This window comes from Enterobacter adelaidei, from assembly GCF_041937165.1.
GTDB lineage: Bacteria > Pseudomonadota > Gammaproteobacteria > Enterobacterales > Enterobacteriaceae > Enterobacter > Enterobacter adelaidei.
Genome location: NZ_CP154353.1, coordinates 1,225,031 through 1,241,865, shown reverse-complemented (window position 1 = coordinate 1,241,865; position 16,835 = coordinate 1,225,031). Strand labels below are relative to the sequence as shown.

The 16,835-nt window shown below is 52.3% G+C and carries 12 protein-coding genes and 7 tRNA genes; 16 read left to right on the top strand and 3 right to left on the bottom strand.

The features are described from left to right. Nucleotides 1-308: 308 nt before the first annotated feature. Together glnS and nagE are read right to left on the bottom strand one after the other, a co-directional pair. Nucleotides 309-1,976, bottom strand: coding sequence for a glutamine--tRNA ligase (glnS, locus tag AAHF05_RS06020; RefSeq protein WP_129323565.1), 1,668 nt, complete (start codon nt 1,974-1,976; stop codon nt 309-311). A gap of 169 nt (nt 1,977-2,145) precedes the next feature. Continuing rightward, a complete protein-coding gene (gene nagE, locus AAHF05_RS06015; RefSeq protein WP_028021393.1) occupies nt 2,146-4,167 on the bottom strand; it encodes an N-acetylglucosamine-specific PTS transporter subunit IIBC in 2,022 nt (673 codons plus the stop codon). 326 nt (nt 4,168-4,493) lie between these two features. On the opposite strand from nagE, the gene nagB reads away from it, so the two are divergent. The 12 genes from nagB to AAHF05_RS05955 all read left to right on the top strand — a co-directional run bounded on the left by nagB (nt 4,494) and on the right by AAHF05_RS05955 (nt 11,359). Beyond that, entirely contained in the window at nt 4,494-5,294 is an 801-nt protein-coding gene (nagB, locus tag AAHF05_RS06010; protein WP_023310765.1) for a glucosamine-6-phosphate deaminase, read from the top strand. Between the two features lie 55 nt (nt 5,295-5,349). Next, on the top strand, nt 5,350-6,498 hold the full coding sequence (nagA, locus tag AAHF05_RS06005) for an N-acetylglucosamine-6-phosphate deacetylase (protein WP_049005349.1): 1,149 nt from the start codon (nt 5,350-5,352) through the stop codon (nt 6,496-6,498). Nucleotides 6,499-6,506: 8 nt separating this feature from the next. Further along, the gene (locus AAHF05_RS06000; RefSeq protein WP_021242995.1) at nt 6,507-7,727 is read left to right on the top strand and encodes an N-acetylglucosamine repressor; all 1,221 of its coding nucleotides are present in this window, start codon (nt 6,507-6,509) and stop codon (nt 7,725-7,727) included. Between the two features lie 45 nt (nt 7,728-7,772). Further along, the gene (nagD, locus tag AAHF05_RS05995; protein WP_023310763.1) at nt 7,773-8,525 is read left to right on the top strand and encodes a ribonucleotide monophosphatase NagD; all 753 of its coding nucleotides are present in this window, start codon (nt 7,773-7,775) and stop codon (nt 8,523-8,525) included. A gap of 249 nt (nt 8,526-8,774) precedes the next feature. Next, nucleotides 8,775-10,439, top strand: coding sequence for an asparagine synthase B (gene asnB, locus AAHF05_RS05990; RefSeq protein ID WP_010428626.1), 1,665 nt, complete (start codon nt 8,775-8,777; stop codon nt 10,437-10,439). Nucleotides 10,440-10,666: 227 nt separating this feature from the next. Next, a tRNA-Met gene (locus AAHF05_RS05985) sits at nt 10,667-10,743 on the top strand. An 8-nt stretch (nt 10,744-10,751) separates the two neighbouring features. Continuing rightward, nucleotides 10,752-10,836: transfer RNA gene (locus AAHF05_RS05980), tRNA-Leu, on the top strand. A gap of 23 nt (nt 10,837-10,859) precedes the next feature. After that, nucleotides 10,860-10,934, top strand: a tRNA-Gln gene (locus tag AAHF05_RS05975). Between the two features lie 32 nt (nt 10,935-10,966). Continuing rightward, nucleotides 10,967-11,041: transfer RNA gene (locus AAHF05_RS05970), tRNA-Gln, on the top strand. Nucleotides 11,042-11,058: 17 nt separating this feature from the next. Beyond that, a tRNA-Met gene (locus AAHF05_RS05965) sits at nt 11,059-11,135 on the top strand. A 40-nt stretch (nt 11,136-11,175) separates the two neighbouring features. After that, nucleotides 11,176-11,250 (top strand) — tRNA-Gln (locus AAHF05_RS05960). Between the two features lie 34 nt (nt 11,251-11,284). Beyond that, nucleotides 11,285-11,359 (top strand) — tRNA-Gln (locus tag AAHF05_RS05955). A 103-nt stretch (nt 11,360-11,462) separates the two neighbouring features. Here AAHF05_RS05955 and ubiF read toward each other — a convergent pair. After that, nucleotides 11,463-12,638, bottom strand: coding sequence for a 3-demethoxyubiquinol 3-hydroxylase (ubiF, locus tag AAHF05_RS05950; protein ID WP_129323566.1), 1,176 nt, complete (start codon nt 12,636-12,638; stop codon nt 11,463-11,465). A 135-nt stretch (nt 12,639-12,773) separates the two neighbouring features. On the opposite strand from ubiF, the gene miaB reads away from it, so the two are divergent. The 4 genes from miaB (at nt 12,774) to corC (ending at nt 16,831) form a co-directional block, all read left to right on the top strand. Beyond that, nucleotides 12,774-14,198, top strand: a complete 1,425-nt coding sequence (gene miaB, locus AAHF05_RS05945; protein ID WP_129323567.1) for a tRNA (N6-isopentenyl adenosine(37)-C2)-methylthiotransferase MiaB — start codon at nt 12,774-12,776, stop codon at nt 14,196-14,198. 154 nt (nt 14,199-14,352) lie between these two features. Next, complete coding sequence (locus tag AAHF05_RS05940) at nt 14,353-15,399, top strand: PhoH family protein (RefSeq protein ID WP_028019464.1); 1,047 nt, start codon at nt 14,353-14,355, stop codon at nt 15,397-15,399. Further along, complete coding sequence (ybeY, locus tag AAHF05_RS05935) at nt 15,396-15,863, top strand: rRNA maturation RNase YbeY (protein WP_003858677.1); 468 nt, start codon at nt 15,396-15,398, stop codon at nt 15,861-15,863. The genes AAHF05_RS05940 and ybeY overlap by 4 nt, the downstream gene beginning before the upstream one ends. 89 nt (nt 15,864-15,952) lie before the next feature. After that, nucleotides 15,953-16,831, top strand: coding sequence for a CNNM family magnesium/cobalt transport protein CorC (gene corC / locus AAHF05_RS05930; RefSeq protein WP_028019465.1), 879 nt, complete (start codon nt 15,953-15,955; stop codon nt 16,829-16,831). Nucleotides 16,832-16,835 lie beyond the last annotated feature (4 nt).

Sequence of the window (16,835 nt, the reverse complement as noted above, 5' to 3'; positions counted from 1 at the left end):
TCAGCGAGCAAAAGTCAGGATTATGACGAAGTGCACATAATTGGTAGTGATTTGTAACATCTGTGCCAATGCGAGGATTTACAGGGAATAACGCGTATTTTGAGGGAGTGCCGACCGTTTATTCTGTGTATTTTTTGTCCTTAAGGCTATTCGTAAATATTAAAACTTTTTTTGAGTAAAATAAGTAGCACCTCATTGACCTGAATTTCGCACATACCTTATTTGAGCTGCGCGTTAATGGCCTGATCGTTAAATAAAAAAACGCCGCTTATCGCGGCGTTTGTCTCTCATTGACCAGAACTGCAATATTATTCGCCGATCTTAGCCCAGGTGTCACGCAGGCCAACGGTACGGTTAAACACCGGTTTTTCCGCCGTGCTGTAACGGCTATCCAGGCAGAAGTAACCTTCGCGTTCGAACTGGAACGCTTTACCTGCTTCGGCCGCTTTTAAAGACGGCTCGGCATAACCCTGTTTAATTACCAGAGATTCCGGGTTGATCGTCGCCAGGAAGTCTTCGGCAGCACCAGGGTTAGGGACACTGAACAGACGATCGTACAGGCGAATTTCAACAGGCAGCGCGTGTGCAGCGCTTACCCAATGGATAACGCCTTTCACTTTACGGCCATCAGCCGGATCTTTGCTCAGGGTTTCAGCATCATAAGAACAGAAGATGGTGGTGATATTGCCTTCAGCATCTTTCTCTACGCGCTCAGCCTTGATGACGTAAGCATTACGCAGACGCACCTCTTTACCCAATACCAGACGCTTGTACTGCTTGTTCGCTTCTTCGCGGAAGTCAGCACGATCGATCCAGATTTCAGCGCTGAACGGTACGTCGCGGCTACCCATTTCCGGTTTATTCGGATGGTTAGGCATGGACACCAGCTCACTTTCACCCTGCGGGTAGTTTTCGATAACCAGTTTCACTGGATCGATGACTGCCATTGCGCGCGGTGCGTTTTCGTTGAGATCTTCACGAATGCAGGATTCCAGAGACGCCATTTCAATGGTGTTATCCTGCTTAGTCACACCGATGCGTTTGCAGAACTCACGAATAGAAGCGGCGGTGTAACCACGACGACGCAGACCAGAGATAGTCGGCATACGCGGATCGTCCCAGCCTTCAACGTGCTTGTCGGTCACCAGCAGGTTCAGCTTACGCTTGGACATCACGGTGTATTCCAGATTCAGACGAGAGAACTCGTACTGACGTGGATGCACAGGGATAGTGATGTTATCCAGTACCCAGTCGTACAGACGACGGTTGTCCTGGAACTCCAGCGTACACAGAGAGTGAGTAATGCCTTCCAGCGCATCGCTGATGCAGTGGGTGAAGTCGTACATCGGGTAGATGCACCACTTGTTACCCGTCTGGTGGTGTTCCGCAAACTTAATGCGGTACAGCACCGGGTCACGCATCACGATGAACGGAGATGCCATGTCAATTTTGGCACGCAGACAGGCTTTGCCTTCTTCGAAGCCACCGGCACGCATTTTTTCAAACAGCGCCAGGTTCTCTTCCACGCCGCGATCGCGGTACGGGCTGTTTTTGCCCGGCGCGGTCAGCGAGCCGCGGTATTCACGGATCTCATCGGCAGACAGCTCGTCGACGTACGCCAGACCTTTGTTAATCAGCTCTACCGCATAGGCATACAGCTGACCAAAATAGTCAGAGGAGTAGCAGATGTCGCCAGACCAGTTAAAGCCCAGCCATTGCACGTCGTTCTTGATGGACTCAACGTATTCGATGTCTTCTTTTACTGGGTTGGTGTCATCGAAACGCAGGTTGCACTGCCCCTGGTAGTCCTGAGCAATGCCAAAGTTCAGGCAGATAGATTTCGCGTGACCAATATGCAGGTAACCGTTCGGCTCCGGCGGGAAACGCGTATGAATTGTGGTGTGCTTACCACTGGCCAGATCTTCATCGATGATCTGACGAATAAAGTTACTCGGGCGGGCTTCTGCCTCACTCATCGTGGATTCCTCAAAGCGTAAACAACGTATAACGGCATATGATCTTATAAGCCGGACGTAGTGACAACCCTTAAAACGGCTCTGAAGAAAATAATGGGGGCATTTGCTGCAAAAAAAAGCGGCGAGGGATATCCCCCGCCGCTTAAGGCATGACTCTACTCAGGAGCGATTACTTGCCTTTAATCTCATACAGTGGCGTTTGACCCGCAACCACTTGACCTTTCGCCTGAATGACCAGGCCACTAAAGTCATCAATGTTGCTGCAAACGACCGGACTAATCATTGAGCGCGCGTTGGCGTTCAGGAAGTCCAGATCCATTTCCAGGATTGGCTGCCCTGCGACGACTTCAGCACCCTCTTCCACCAGGCGAGTAAAGCCCTGGCCGTTCAGCGCAACGGTATCAATACCCATGTGGACAACGATCTCAGCACCATTTTCGGTTTCGAGGCAAAACGCATGGTTGGTATTGAAGATTTTTACGATGGTACCGGCTGCTGGTGACACCACGGTTTTTTCCGTTGGTTTTACCGCAACACCGTCACCGACCGCTTTGCTGGCGAAGGCTTCGTCAGGCACCTGCTCAATGGCAACGACTTCACCCGTCACTGGGGAAACCAGTGCGGCAATCGTTTTAGCATTTGGTACTGCCTGCGGTTTTGCGGCAGCTGGCGCAGCGGCTGGAGCTGCAGACGTTTCCGCTGCGGCTACCGGACCTGTCGTTTTCATGGCATTGGCAATTTTTTCCGCCACGAACCCAACGATAATCTGCACGCTGGTTTTGTTCAGACGGATAACACCGGATGCCCCCAGGCGTTTAGCCAGCGCTTCGTTCACCAGAGAAGAGTCTTTTACGTTCAGACGCAGACGGGTGATACATGCATCGATACCGGTCAGGTTGTCAGAACCGCCGACAGCGGCGATGTACTGACGCGCCAGACCTGCAACATCCTGGTCTTTGTCCGCGCTCACATTCACGTCCTGACCATCCGCTTCGCTACCGGCAACAGCCAGTTCACGACCTGGGGTCATCAGGTTGAATTTGGTGATAGTGAAACGGAACACCACGTAGTAGATAGCAAAGAACACCAGACCCTGTGGGATCAGCATCCACCAGTGGGTTGCCAGCGGGTTACGGGAAGAAAGCACCATATCCACCAGACCCGCACTGAAGCCGAAACCGGCAATCCACTGCATACTTGCGGCGATGAACACAGAGATACCGGTCAGCACAGCGTGGATCACATACAGCACAGGGGCCACGAACATGAAGGAGAATTCCAGCGGTTCAGTGATACCGGTGAAGAAGGCTGCAAATGCACCCGCCATCATGATACCCAGGACTTTCGCTTTGTTCTCTGGACGTGCGCAGTGGTAGATAGCCAGCGCTGCACCTGGCAGGCCGAACATCATGATTGGGAAGAAGCCCGCCTGGTAACGACCAGTGATACCGACAACCGCTTTACCTGCTTCGATGGACTGTGCGCCACCCAGGAAGTTAGGAATATCGTTAATACCGGCAACATCGAACCAGAATACGGAGTTCAGCGCGTGGTGCAGACCGACCGGGATCAGCAGACGGTTGAAGAACGCGTATACGCCCGCACCGACGGAACCCAGCTTCTGAATGTGCTCACCAAAGTTCACCAGACCGTCAAAGATAACCGGCCAGATGTACATCATGATGAATGCAACAACGATCATCAGGAAGGAAGTCAGAATAGGCACCAGACGACGACCGCTGAAGAAGGACAGCGCTTTTGGCAGCTCTACGCCGCTGAAGCGGTTGTACAGTTCAGCAGAGATGATACCGACGAGGATACCAACGAACTGGTTTTCAATTTTCCCGAATGCGGCAGGAACTTGATCCGCTGGGATTTTTTGAATCATAGACACCGCTGCTGGGGAGCAGAGGGTAGTTAATACCAGGAAACCGACAAAGCCGGTCAGCGCCGCTGCGCCGTCTTTATCTTTGGACATACCATAAGCCACACCAATCGCGAACAGGACTGACATGTGATCGATAATGGCGGAGCCCGATTTAATAAACAGTGCCGCCAGAGCGTTATCGCCGCCCCAACTTACCGGGTCAATCCAGTAACCGACACCCATTAATATCGCTGCGGCTGGCAGCGTGGCGACCGGCACCATAAGTGCGCGACCAACCTTTTGTAAATAACCTAGAATACTCACTTTCTTCCCCCTATGAGACCCCGTTTAAGGCATGTTCTCAGCTCTGTTTTTTATTGTGTCACGAACTATAAATACAGTTGATGATTCACTGGCATTGTGAGTGTGTGAAAAATTAATTCGTATCGCAAATTAAACACGTATTTTTTGTGATTTTTGTCACCAAATATCGTTATTAACCCTCCCTTATGCTGGCTAACTGCGAAAACTTATTTTATCATTCAAAAAATCAAGACGGATTGATCCGGCCTGAAAGATTCCAGGTTACGCTTAATTCAGGTTCCGATAGCCATCCGCCCACTCTTCTACTTTAACTCTTGAGGTGAACAATGAGACTGATTCCCCTGGCAACTGCTGAACAAGTTGGTAAATGGGCCGCTCGCCATATCGTTAACCGTATTAACGCATTCAAACCTACTGCCGATCGTCCTTTCGTTCTTGGTCTTCCGACTGGTGGCACACCCCTGACCGCGTATAAGGCACTGGTTGAGATGCATAAAGCAGGCCAGGTTAGCTTTAAACATGTTGTGACCTTCAATATGGACGAATATGTTGGCTTACCGAAGGATCACCCGGAAAGCTACCATAGCTTTATGCACCGCAACTTCTTTGATCACGTTGATATTCCATCTGAAAATATTAACCTGCTGAATGGAAACGCGCCTGATATTGACGCAGAATGTCGTCAGTATGAAGAAAAAATCCGTTCCTACGGTAAAATCCACCTGTTTATGGGTGGTGTAGGTAATGATGGTCATATCGCGTTTAACGAACCGGCGTCTTCTCTGGCTTCCCGTACCCGTATTAAAACGCTGACCCATGACACACGCGTGGCAAACTCCCGCTTCTTTGACGGTGACGTTAACCAGGTTCCAAAATACGCCCTGACCGTAGGTGTAGGCACCCTGTTGGATGCCGAAGAAGTGATGATTCTGGTCCTGGGCGGCGTGAAAGCGCAGGCGCTCCAGGCTGCCGTTGAAGGCAACGTTAACCACATGTGGACCATCAGTTGCCTGCAGCTGCATCCGAAATCAGTCATCGTTTGTGACGAACCGTCCACGATGGAGCTGAAAGTGAAAACGCTGAAATACTTCAACGAATTAGAAGCAGAGAACATCAAAGGTCTGTAATTGAATAACCGCCTCTTCATCAAGAGGCGGCCGCTTTTTTTAACCGGGGGTCGTTATGTACGCTTTAACCCACGGTCGGATTTATACCGGCCATGATATTCTGGATGACCATGCGATTGTTATCGCTAATGGCCTGATTGAACGTGTTTGCCCGCTGGCAGAACTGCCGCCGGAGATTGAACAGCGCTCACTCAATGGAGCAGTAATCTCCCCCGGTTTCATCGACGTACAGCTCAACGGCTGCGGCGGTGTGCAATTCAATGACACCGCGGATGCGGTGACGGTAGAAACGCTGGAGATCATGCAAAAAGCCAACGAGAAATCGGGCTGCACCAGCTATCTGCCAACGCTCATCACCAGCAGTGATGACCTTATGAAACAGGGCATCCGCGTGATGCGTGAATACCTGGCAAAACACCCGAATCAGGCGCTGGGTCTGCACCTTGAAGGGCCATGGCTGAATATGGTCAAAAAAGGGACGCATAACCCGAATTACGTGCGTAAACCTGATGCGGAGCTGGTTGACTACATGTGTGCTAACGCCGATGTGATCACCAAAGTGACGCTGGCGCCTGAAATGACAGGTACGGATGTCATCAGCAAACTGGCTGCCGCCGGGATTATCGTTTCAGCGGGTCACTCAAACGCGACGCTGAAAGAAGCCAAAGCGGGTTTCCGCGCGGGCATTACCTTCGCCACGCACCTCTACAACGCAATGCCGTATATAACCGGTCGTGAACCGGGTCTGGTCGGAGCGATTCTGGATGAGCCAGACGTCTACTGCGGTATTATTGCTGACGGCTTACATGTCGATTACACCAACATTCGTAATGCCAAGCGGCTGAAAGGTGACAAGCTTTGTCTGGTCACCGATGCCACCGCGCCAGCAGGTGCAAATATTGAGCAGTTCATTTTTGCCGGTAAAACAATATACTACCGCAATGGACTGTGTGTGGATGAGAACGGCACGCTGAGTGGTTCTGCCCTGACCATGATTGAAGGGGTACGCAACCTGGTTGAGCATTGCGGTATTGCCCTCGATGAAGTGCTGCGTATGGCGACGCTTTATCCGGCGCGCGCAATGGGCGTCGATAAACAGCTTGGCGGAATTGCACCAGGTATGGTTGCAAACCTGACGGCATTCACACACGATTATAAAATTATTAAGACCATCGTTAATGGTAACGAGGTCGTCACTGAGTAAGTAAAAGTATGACACCAGGCGGACAAGCTCAAATAGGTAATGTCGATCTCGTTAAACAACTTAACAGTGCGGCGGTTTATCGTCTGATTGACCAGCACGGGCCTATCTCGCGAATTCAGATAGCCGAACAAAGCCAGCTTGCTCCCGCCAGCGTGACAAAAATTACCCGCCAGCTCATCGAGCGCGGTTTGATCAAAGAAGTCGATCAACAGGCCTCCACCGGAGGCCGCCGCGCTATCTCTATTATTACCGAAACCCGTAATTTTCAGGCCATTGGCGTCCGCCTTGGCCGTCATGACACCACGCTTACGCTCTACGATCTGAGTAGCAAAGCCATTGCGGAAGAGCACTACCCCCTTCCTGAACGCACTCAGGAGACCCTGGAACACGCGCTGCTGAATACCATCGCGCAGTTTATTGAAAGCTGTCAGCGTAAAATCCGTGAACTCATCGCCATCTCCGTGATTCTGCCTGGTCTGGTCGACCCGGAAAGCGGCGTGATCCGCTATATGCCGCACATCCAGGTTGAAAACTGGGGGCTGGTCGATGCGCTGGAAAAGCGCTTTAAAGTGACCTGTTTTGTAGGCCATGACATTCGCTCTCTGGCGCTGGCGGAGCACTATTTTGGTGCCAGTCAGGACTGCGAAGACTCTATTCTGGTGCGCGTTCACCGCGGTACAGGTGCAGGCATTATCTCTAACGGGCGTATTTTTATTGGTCGCAACGGTAATGTCGGCGAGATCGGCCATATTCAGGTCGAGCCGCTTGGCGAACGTTGCCACTGCGGAAACTTTGGTTGTCTTGAGACCATTGCCGCCAATACGGCCATTGAGCAGCGTGTTCGCCATTTGCTTGAGCAGGGTTATCAAAGCCGCGTCACGCTGGACGATTGCAAGATAGGAACCATCTGTAAAGCAGCCAATAAAGGCGACGCGCTGGCCTGTGAGGTGATCGAGCAGGTTGGACGTCACCTGGGCAAAACCATTGCTATCGCGATTAACCTGTTTAACCCGCAAAAAGTGGTGATCGCCGGTGAAATTGTTGAAGCGGAAAAGGTACTGCTGCCCGCCATTGAAGGCTGTATTAATACCCAGGCGCTGAAAGCATTCCGCCAGAATCTCCCGGTTGTTCGTTCAAAGCTTGACCATCGTTCAGCGATTGGTGCATTCGCACTGGTAAAACGTGCGATGCTCAACGGCATTCTGTTGCAGCATTTGCTGGAAAGTTGATCGAACCTTATAGTAACGCCTTCTTTTTTTGATGTCGGACTGTCCATGACCATTAAGAATGTAATTTGTGATATCGACGGCGTGCTGATGCACGACAACGTTGCTGTGCCGGGTGCTGCGGAGTTTCTTCACCGCATCATCGACAAAGGAATGCCTCTGGTTCTTCTCACGAACTACCCTTCTCAGACCGGTCAGGATCTGGCGAACCGTTTTGCCACAGCCGGTGTCGACGTGCCGGACAGCGTGTTTTATACCTCGGCGATGGCAACGGCTGATTTTCTGAAACGTCAGGAAGGGAAAAAAGCCTATGTGGTGGGTGAAGGTGCGCTGATCCATGAGCTGTACAAAGCCGGTTTTACCATCACCGATGTGAACCCGGACTTTGTGATCGTGGGTGAAACGCGCTCCTTTAACTGGGAGATGATGCATAAAGCGGCATACTTTGTCGCCAGCGGCGCGCGCTTTATCGCCACCAACCCGGATACGCACGGCCGTGGCTTTTATCCGGCATGTGGTGCGCTCTGCGCCGGTATCGAGAAAATCTCTGGTCGTCAGCCGTTTGTGGTCGGGAAACCTAGCCCGTGGATCATCCGTGCCGCACTGAACAAAATGCAGGCTCACTCTGAAGAAACCGTCATTGTCGGCGACAACCTCCGTACCGATATTCTGGCCGGTTTCCAGGCGGGTCTTGAAACTATTCTGGTGCTCTCTGGCGTCTCTCAGCTTGATGACATTGATTCGATGCCGTTCCGGCCGAGCTGGATTTACCCCTCCGTTGATGAAATTGACATTATCTGATACCAAACCACGCCTCAGGGCGTGGTTTTTCATTTTCAGCCCAGCCAAATAAAAACTCATCTAACAAAAACCACGTTTTATTGAATAATCATCAATAAAAGCATGCATGACATACTCGTTTTTCACTATTCAGCAATTACCATTGCACTATTTCCGTTTTAGCCCGTAAAACGCTTGCGCACCCAGTCCCTTTGCGGCATTTTCATAAGCAAGCAACATCACAATGCAACAGGGTTAACGGAGAAGGTTATGTGTTCTATTTTTGGCGTACTGGATATTAAAACTGACGCGGGCGAACTGCGTAAAAAAGCACTCGAATTGTCCCGCCTGATGCGCCATCGCGGCCCGGACTGGTCCGGCGTTTACGCCAGCGATAAAGCCATTCTGGCTCACGAACGTCTGTCGATCGTAGACGTCAACGCTGGTGCTCAGCCGCTGTATAACGAGAAAAAAACGCACGCGCTAGCTGTCAACGGTGAAATCTACAACCATCAGGCACTGCGTGCCGAGTACGGCGACCGCTACGCGTTCCAGACCGGTTCTGACTGTGAAGTGATCCTCGCGCTGTATCAGGAGAAAGGCCCGGAGTTCCTGGACGACCTGCAGGGCATGTTTGCCTTCGCACTGTACGACAGCGAAAAAGACGCCTACCTGATCGGCCGTGACCACATCGGCATTATCCCGCTGTATATGGGTCACGATGAACACGGCAACTTCTATGTTGCCTCTGAAATGAAAGCCCTGGTACCGGTTTGCCGCACCATTAAAGAGTTCCCTGCAGGTAGCTACCTGTGGAGCAAAGACGGCGAGATCCGTCAGTATTATCAGCGCGATTGGTTCGACTATGATGCGGTAAAAGACAACGTCACGGACAAAGCCGAGCTGCGTCAGGCGCTGGAAGACTCCGTTAAAAGCCACCTGATGTCAGACGTGCCATACGGCGTGCTGCTCTCCGGCGGTCTGGATTCCTCCGTGATCTCCGCGATCACCAAGAAATTTGCCGCCCGTCGCGTGGAAGATCAGGAACGCTCTGAAGCCTGGTGGCCACAGCTGCACTCCTTTGCCGTGGGCCTGGAAGGCGCGCCGGATCTGAAAGCCGCACAGGAAGTGGCAAACCATCTTGGCACCGTGCACCACGAAATTCATTTCACCGTGCAGGAAGGTCTGGATGCGATCCGCGATGTTATCTATCACATCGAAACTTATGATGTGACGACCATCCGCGCCTCTACGCCTATGTATCTGATGTCCCGTAAGATCAAAGCGATGGGCATTAAGATGGTGCTGTCTGGCGAAGGTTCTGACGAAGTATTCGGTGGCTACCTGTATTTCCACAAAGCGCCGAATGCCAAAGAGTTGCATGAAGAGACAGTGCGCAAACTTCAGGCGCTGCATATGTTTGACTGTGCGCGTGCCAACAAAGCGATGTCGGCCTGGGGTGTGGAAGCGCGTGTTCCGTTCCTGGATAAGAAATTCCTCGACGTCGCGATGCGTATCAACCCGCAGGACAAGATGTGCGGCAACGGCAAAATGGAAAAACATATCCTGCGCGAATGTTTTGAATCCTACCTGCCGGCAAGCGTGGCGTGGCGTCAGAAAGAGCAGTTCTCTGACGGTGTAGGTTACAGCTGGATCGACACCCTGAAAGAGGTGGCGGCAAAACAGGTTTCCGACCAACAACTGGAAACAGCGAGCTTCCGCTTCCCGTACAACACGCCGGGTTCCAAAGAAGCCTATCTGTACCGTGAAATTTTTGAAGAACTGTTCCCGGTTCCAAGTGCTGCGGAATGTGTGCCGGGTGGCCCATCCGTCGCCTGCTCTTCAGCAAAAGCGATTGAATGGGATGAATCTTTCAAATCCATGAACGATCCATCAGGACGCGCGGTAGGCGTTCACCAGTCAGCCTACAAATAATCGCTCAGATCGCAATCAGGCCCCTCAGGGGCCTGATTTTTTTGCCTCACATTTCACCACCTAAATCTGATTAATAACCAATAATTGCCGAATATTCGGTCACGCTGTTCGCAACCTAACCAAACAGTCACATTCCGGCCATTTTCGTTGAAAAAGGTGTTGACGCTGCAAGGGTCTATACGCATAATGCGCCCCGCAACGCCGATAAGGTAACGCGAAAAAAAGATGGCTACGTAGCTCAGTTGGTTAGAGCACATCACTCATAATGATGGGGTCACAGGTTCGAATCCCGTCGTAGCCACCATCTTTTTTGCGGGAGTGGCGAAATTGGTAGACGCACCAGATTTAGGTTCTGGCGCCGCAAGGTGTGCGAGTTCAAGTCTCGCCTCCCGCACCATTCCCAGGTAAGCGCTGCACGGATGGGGTATCGCCAAGCGGTAAGGCACCGGTTTTTGATACCGGCATTCCCTGGTTCGAATCCAGGTACCCCAGCCATATTTCTTCGATTTTGCGGTTCTCCGCGGTATTGGGGTATCGCCAAGCGGTAAGGCACCGGTTTTTGATACCGGCATTCCCTGGTTCGAATCCAGGTACCCCAGCCATCGAAGATTGCAGTACTGGCTACGTAGCTCAGTTGGTTAGAGCACATCACTCATAATGATGGGGTCACAGGTTCGAATCCCGTCGTAGCCACCATATTTAGATTGTCGATTTTTCGGTAATCAAGACAAATTGTTGGGGTATCGCCAAGCGGTAAGGCACCGGATTCTGATTCCGGCATTCCGAGGTTCGAATCCTCGTACCCCAGCCAATTTAAAAAGTCGTTAAACACTGTTTAACGCAATTGGGGTGTCGCCAAGCGGTAAGGCTCTGGTTTCTGATACCAGCATTCCGGGGTTCGAATCCCTGCACCCCAGCCACTTAGTAACAAAAAAGCCCGCTCTGCGGGCTTTTTTGTTTTTGTTGTCAGTGCGGCCAGGCTCCCTCACCCTACCCCTCTCCCACAGGGAGAGGGAAAGAAGATTAAAGGCCCAGGGCGTATTTCAACGCCTGACGCTTCAGACCACCGGCACGCTCAGCCGCCATCAATCCAATATTACGCAGAATACGCACCGGCCCGACGTCATTGTTGAACCCGGCATAGAACAGATCCATCCCTGACTGCATGATGAAGTTATCCGCCATACGCCGCGTCTGGTAACGCTTCAGTACCTGATGGCTTGACCAGTCCTCCGCATGCCCGCGTGCACTACCCAGCACATCCAGTAATGCATCAACATCACGATACCCCAGGTTTACCCCCTGCCCTGCCAGCGGGTGAATGGTGTGTGCCGCATCTCCTACCAGAGCCAGCCCTTCGCGGGCATATTGCAACGCGTGTCGACGAGTCAGCGGGAATGCTCCTGCCGCAACCGGCGTCACATATCCCAGCCGGCTCGGGAAGTGGCGCATAATTTCGTCTTGCAGTTGCGCCATCGAAAGCCCCTGTAACTGACGAATACGCGCCGGTTTGTCGTACCACACCAGCGATGCCCAGTTATCGAACAACGGTAAAAACGCGTGCGGACCATTCGGCGTAAAGTGCTGCCAGGTGCTCTCTCCTGGCGCATTCTCACACTGGACAGTAATCAACATACAAGACTGTTGATACTGCCAGGCATGAACCCCAATCCCCGCCATCTCTCTGACCTGAGAGTTGGCGCCATCAGCGCCCACCACCAGCTTCACGGCTAATTCATCATCATTGTCCAGCGTCAGGCGATATCCGTTGTCATGACGATGCAAGGCTTTGAGTGACGATGGGACACGCAGCGTCACCTTCGGGTGTGCCTCCAGCGCCTGCCAGAGCGCCCGCTGGAGGACGTTGTTTTCCACCATATAGCCCAGACGGGGCAGCTTGAGTTCAGCGGCATCAAACGCGACGTGGGCATTTTCCCACTCCCACGTTTCGAGGCGGCTGTAAGGGTGAGCACGCATCGTCAGCACCGCGTCCCAAACGCCCAGCCCGCGCAGTAGATCAACTGAGGCGGCACTGATCGCGGAAATACGCACATCCGGCTTTGCCGTCGGGTCAAACGTAGCAGGAGCAGCCTGCTCGATAACCGTCACCTCAAATCCCTGCTGCGCCAGCCCCAGCGCCAGTGCGCCGCCGACCATACCGCCGCCGACAACGGCGATTTCGGTTTGTTGGAGTGTCATGGTCAATTTTCCTTATTGCAGAATCCCTTAAGTTTACCGGATTTTTGGGGTCAGGAGGTTGACAACCTTCATACTGGTCACAACCGCACCAAAGCATTACAATACGCGGCTTGCAATCCTGAGCTGAGCAAGTCGATGACTAAAAAACTCCATATAAAAACCTGGGGCTGTCAGATGAACGAATACGATTCATCCAAGATGGCCGATCTGCTGGATACAACCCACGGATACCAGCTGACTGAAAATGCGAAAGAAGCCGATGTGCTGCTGCTAAATACCTGTTCTATTCGTGAAAAAGCGCAGGAAAAAGTCTTTCATGTGTTAGGTCGCTGGAAACTTCTCAAACGAAAAAATCCGGACCTGATCATTGGTGTTGGCGGTTGTGTTGCGTCGCAGGAAGGGAAACTGATCCGCCAGAGAGCCCCGTATGTGGATATTGTCTTTGGCCCTCAGACCCTGCACCGCCTGCCTGAGATGATCAATCAGGTTCGCGGCAATCGTAGCCCGGTTGTTGACGTCAGCTTCCCGGAGATTGAAAAATTTGACCGTCTGCCAGAGCCGCGCGCGGATGGCCCGACCGCTTTTGTCTCTATCATGGAAGGCTGCAACAAATACTGCACTTACTGCGTGGTGCCTTACACGCGCGGTGAAGAGGTCAGCCGTCCGGCGGATGACATTCTGTTTGAAATCGCGCAACTTGCCGCGCAGGGCGTACGCGAAGTGAACCTGCTGGGCCAGAACGTTAACGCCTGGCGCGGTGAGAACTACGACGGCACGACCGGCAGCTTTGCTGAACTGCTGCGTCTGGTGGCCGCAATTGACGGTATCGACCGCATTCGCTTCACCACCAGCCATCCGATGGAATTTACCGATGACATCATCGATGTTTATCGCGACACGCCGGAACTGGTGAGCTTCCTGCACCTGCCGATTCAGTGTGGTTCTGACCGTGTGCTGACCCTGATGGGGCGCCCGCATACGGTTCTGGAGTACAAATCCACCATCCGTAAACTGCGTGAAGCCCGTCCTGATATCCAGATTAGCTCGGACTTTATCGTCGGCTTCCCAGGCGAAACTGCCGACGACTTTGAGCGCACCATGAAGCTCATCGGCGACGTGAATTTTGACGTTAGCTACAGCTTCATCTTCTCTGCACGTCCTGGAACCCCTGCGGCAGATATGGTTGACGATGTGCCGGAAGAAGAGAAAAAGCAGCGTCTGTATATTCTGCAGGAGCGTATCAACCAGCAGGCCAATGCCTGGAGCCGTCGTATGCTTGGTACTGTCCAGCGTATTCTGGTTGAAGGCACCTCGCGCAAGAGCATTATGGAACTCTCCGGTCGTACCGAAAATAACCGCGTGGTGAACTTCGAAGGCACCCCGGATATGATCGGTAAGTTCGTGGACGTCGAGATTGTGGAAGTGTTGACCAACTCGCTGCGAGCGAAGGTGGTACGTACCGAGGATGAAATGGGTCTGCGCATTGCAGAATCTCCGGAATCCGTCATTTCCCGAACCCGAAAAGAAAACGATTCTGGCGTGGGTATCTATCAGCCGTAATGCGTCCAGGCCTGCCTTTCTGGCAGGCCTTGTAATTCCCCTCTTCGCCCCCAATATCCATCGCAATGCTTGCGCCTTTATTCTGTGGCGTGAATAATTTCGGTAATGACAGTTTTATGATGCCAGCCCTACTAAACACTCAAAGAGGAACGGTTTGAATATAGACACGCGTGAAATTAGCCTTGAGCCAGCAGACAACGCTCGCCTGCTGAGCCTGTGCGGGCCGTTTGATGACAACATCAAGCAACTGGAGCGACGTCTGGGTATCGAAATCAATCGTCGCGATAATCATTTCAAACTGACCGGACGCCCTATCTGCGTCAACGCCGCTGCAGATATTCTGCGTAGCCTGTATGTGGATACCTCCCCAATGCGTGGCGAAATTCAGGATATCGAGCCAGAACAGATCCACCTCGCCATTAAAGAAGCGCGAGTGCTCGAGCAGAGCGCGGAAAGTGTGCCTGACTACGGCAAGGCAATTAACATCAAAACCAAACGTGGCGTGATTAAACCGCGTACGCCAAACCAGGCACAGTACATCGCGAATATCCTCGACCATGACATCACCTTCGGCGTTGGACCGGCCGGTACCGGTAAAACCTATCTGGCGGTAGCAGCAGCAGTGGATGCGCTGGAGCGTCAGGAGATCCGCCGTATTCTGCTGACTCGCCCTGCGGTTGAAGCGGGCGAGAAACTGGGCTTCCTGCCAGGCGACCTGAGCCAGAAAGTCGACCCATACCTGCGTCCCTTATACGACGCGCTGTTTGAAATGCTCGGTTTTGAAAAAGTTGAGAAACTTATTGAGCGTAACGTTATCGAAGTTGCTCCGCTCGCTTATATGCGAGGCCGTACGCTGAACGATGCGTTTATCATTCTCGATGAAAGTCAGAACACCACCATCGAACAGATGAAGATGTTCCTGACGCGTATCGGCTTTAACTCGAAAGCGGTCATTACCGGTGACGTCACCCAGATCGACCTGCCGCGCAGCACCAAATCTGGCCTGCGTCACGCCATTGAGGTGCTGGCCGAGGTCGAAGAAATCAGTTTTAACTTCTTCCACAGTGAAGACGTGGTACGCCACCCGGTCGTCGCGCGTATTGTTAACGCCTACGAGGCCTGGGAAGAAGCCGATCAGAAGCGTAAGGCCGAACTGGCAGCAGAACGTAAGCGCGAAGCGCAGGAGCAAGAACAGAAATGAGTCAGGTGATCCTCGATTTACAGCTGGCCTGTGAAGATAATTCCGGTATGCCAGAAGAGGCGCAGTTTCAGAAATGGCTGGATGCCGTTATCCCCCAGTTTCAGGAAGAATCAGAAGTCACGATTCGCCTGGTGGATGAAGCCGAAAGCCATGAGCTTAACCTGACCTATCGCGGGAAAGATAAGCCGACCAACGTGCTCTCTTTCCCGTTCGAAGCCCCACCGGGCATCGAGATGCCGCTGCTGGGCGATCTGATCATCTGTCGCCAGGTGGTTGAGCAGGAAGCCAAAGAGCAGCAAAAACCCCTTGAAGCCCACTGGGCGCATATGGTGGTACATGGCAGCCTGCATCTGCTCGGCTACGATCATATAGAAGATGACGAAGCAGAAGAGATGGAGTCCCTCGAGACAGAGATAATGCTTGCTCTGGGCTATGAGGATCCGTACATTGCCGAGAAAGAATAGTCAGTCTCCCCACTGACTAACATGCCGCCACGAAAGGAAATCGCGTGGCGGTAAACGTTGAACTAACAAGAGAACCCTTAACAAACGCCATGAGCGACGACAATTCACACAGTAGCGACACGACAAACGGTAAAAAGGGATTTTTCTCCCTCATTCTGAACCAGCTTTTCCACGGCGAACCGAAAAACCGTGATGAACTGCTGGAGCTGATTCGTGATTCCGGGCAAAACGACCTTATCGATGAAGATACGCGCGAAATGCTCGAAGGGGTCATGGACATCGCAGACCAGCGCGTCCGCGATATCATGATCCCCCGTTCGCAAATGATCACCCTGAAACGTAACCAGACACTGGACGAGTGCCTCGATGTGATTATCGAATCCGCTCACTCACGTTTCCCGGTCATCAGCGAAGACAAAGATCACATTGAAGGGATTTTGATGGCGAAAGATCTGCTGCCGTTTATGCGCAGCGATTCTGACGCTTTCAGCATGGAAAAAGTGTTACGCCAGGCCGTGGTTGTGCCGGAAAGTAAACGTGTGGATCGGATGCTGAAAGAGTTTCGCTCTCAACGTTACCACATGGCAATTGTTATTGATGAATTTGGCGGTGTGTCGGGTCTTGTCACGATCGAAGATATTCTTGAGCTGATCGTGGGAGAAATCGAAGATGAGTATGACGAAGAAGAAGATATCGACTTCCGTCAACTGAGCCGCCACACCTGGACTGTGCGTGCGCTGGCCTCGATTGAAGACTTTAACGACGCCTTCGGTACCCACTTCAGCGATGAAGAGGTCGATACCATTGGCGGTCTGGTGATGCAGGCCTTTGGCCACCTCCCGGCGCGCGGTGAGACCGTTGACATCGACGGTTACCAGTTCAAGGTGGCGATGGCCGACAGCCGACGTATTATACAGGTTCATGTCAGAACGCCGGATGACTCACCGGTGCCAAAACTGGAAGATTAATCTA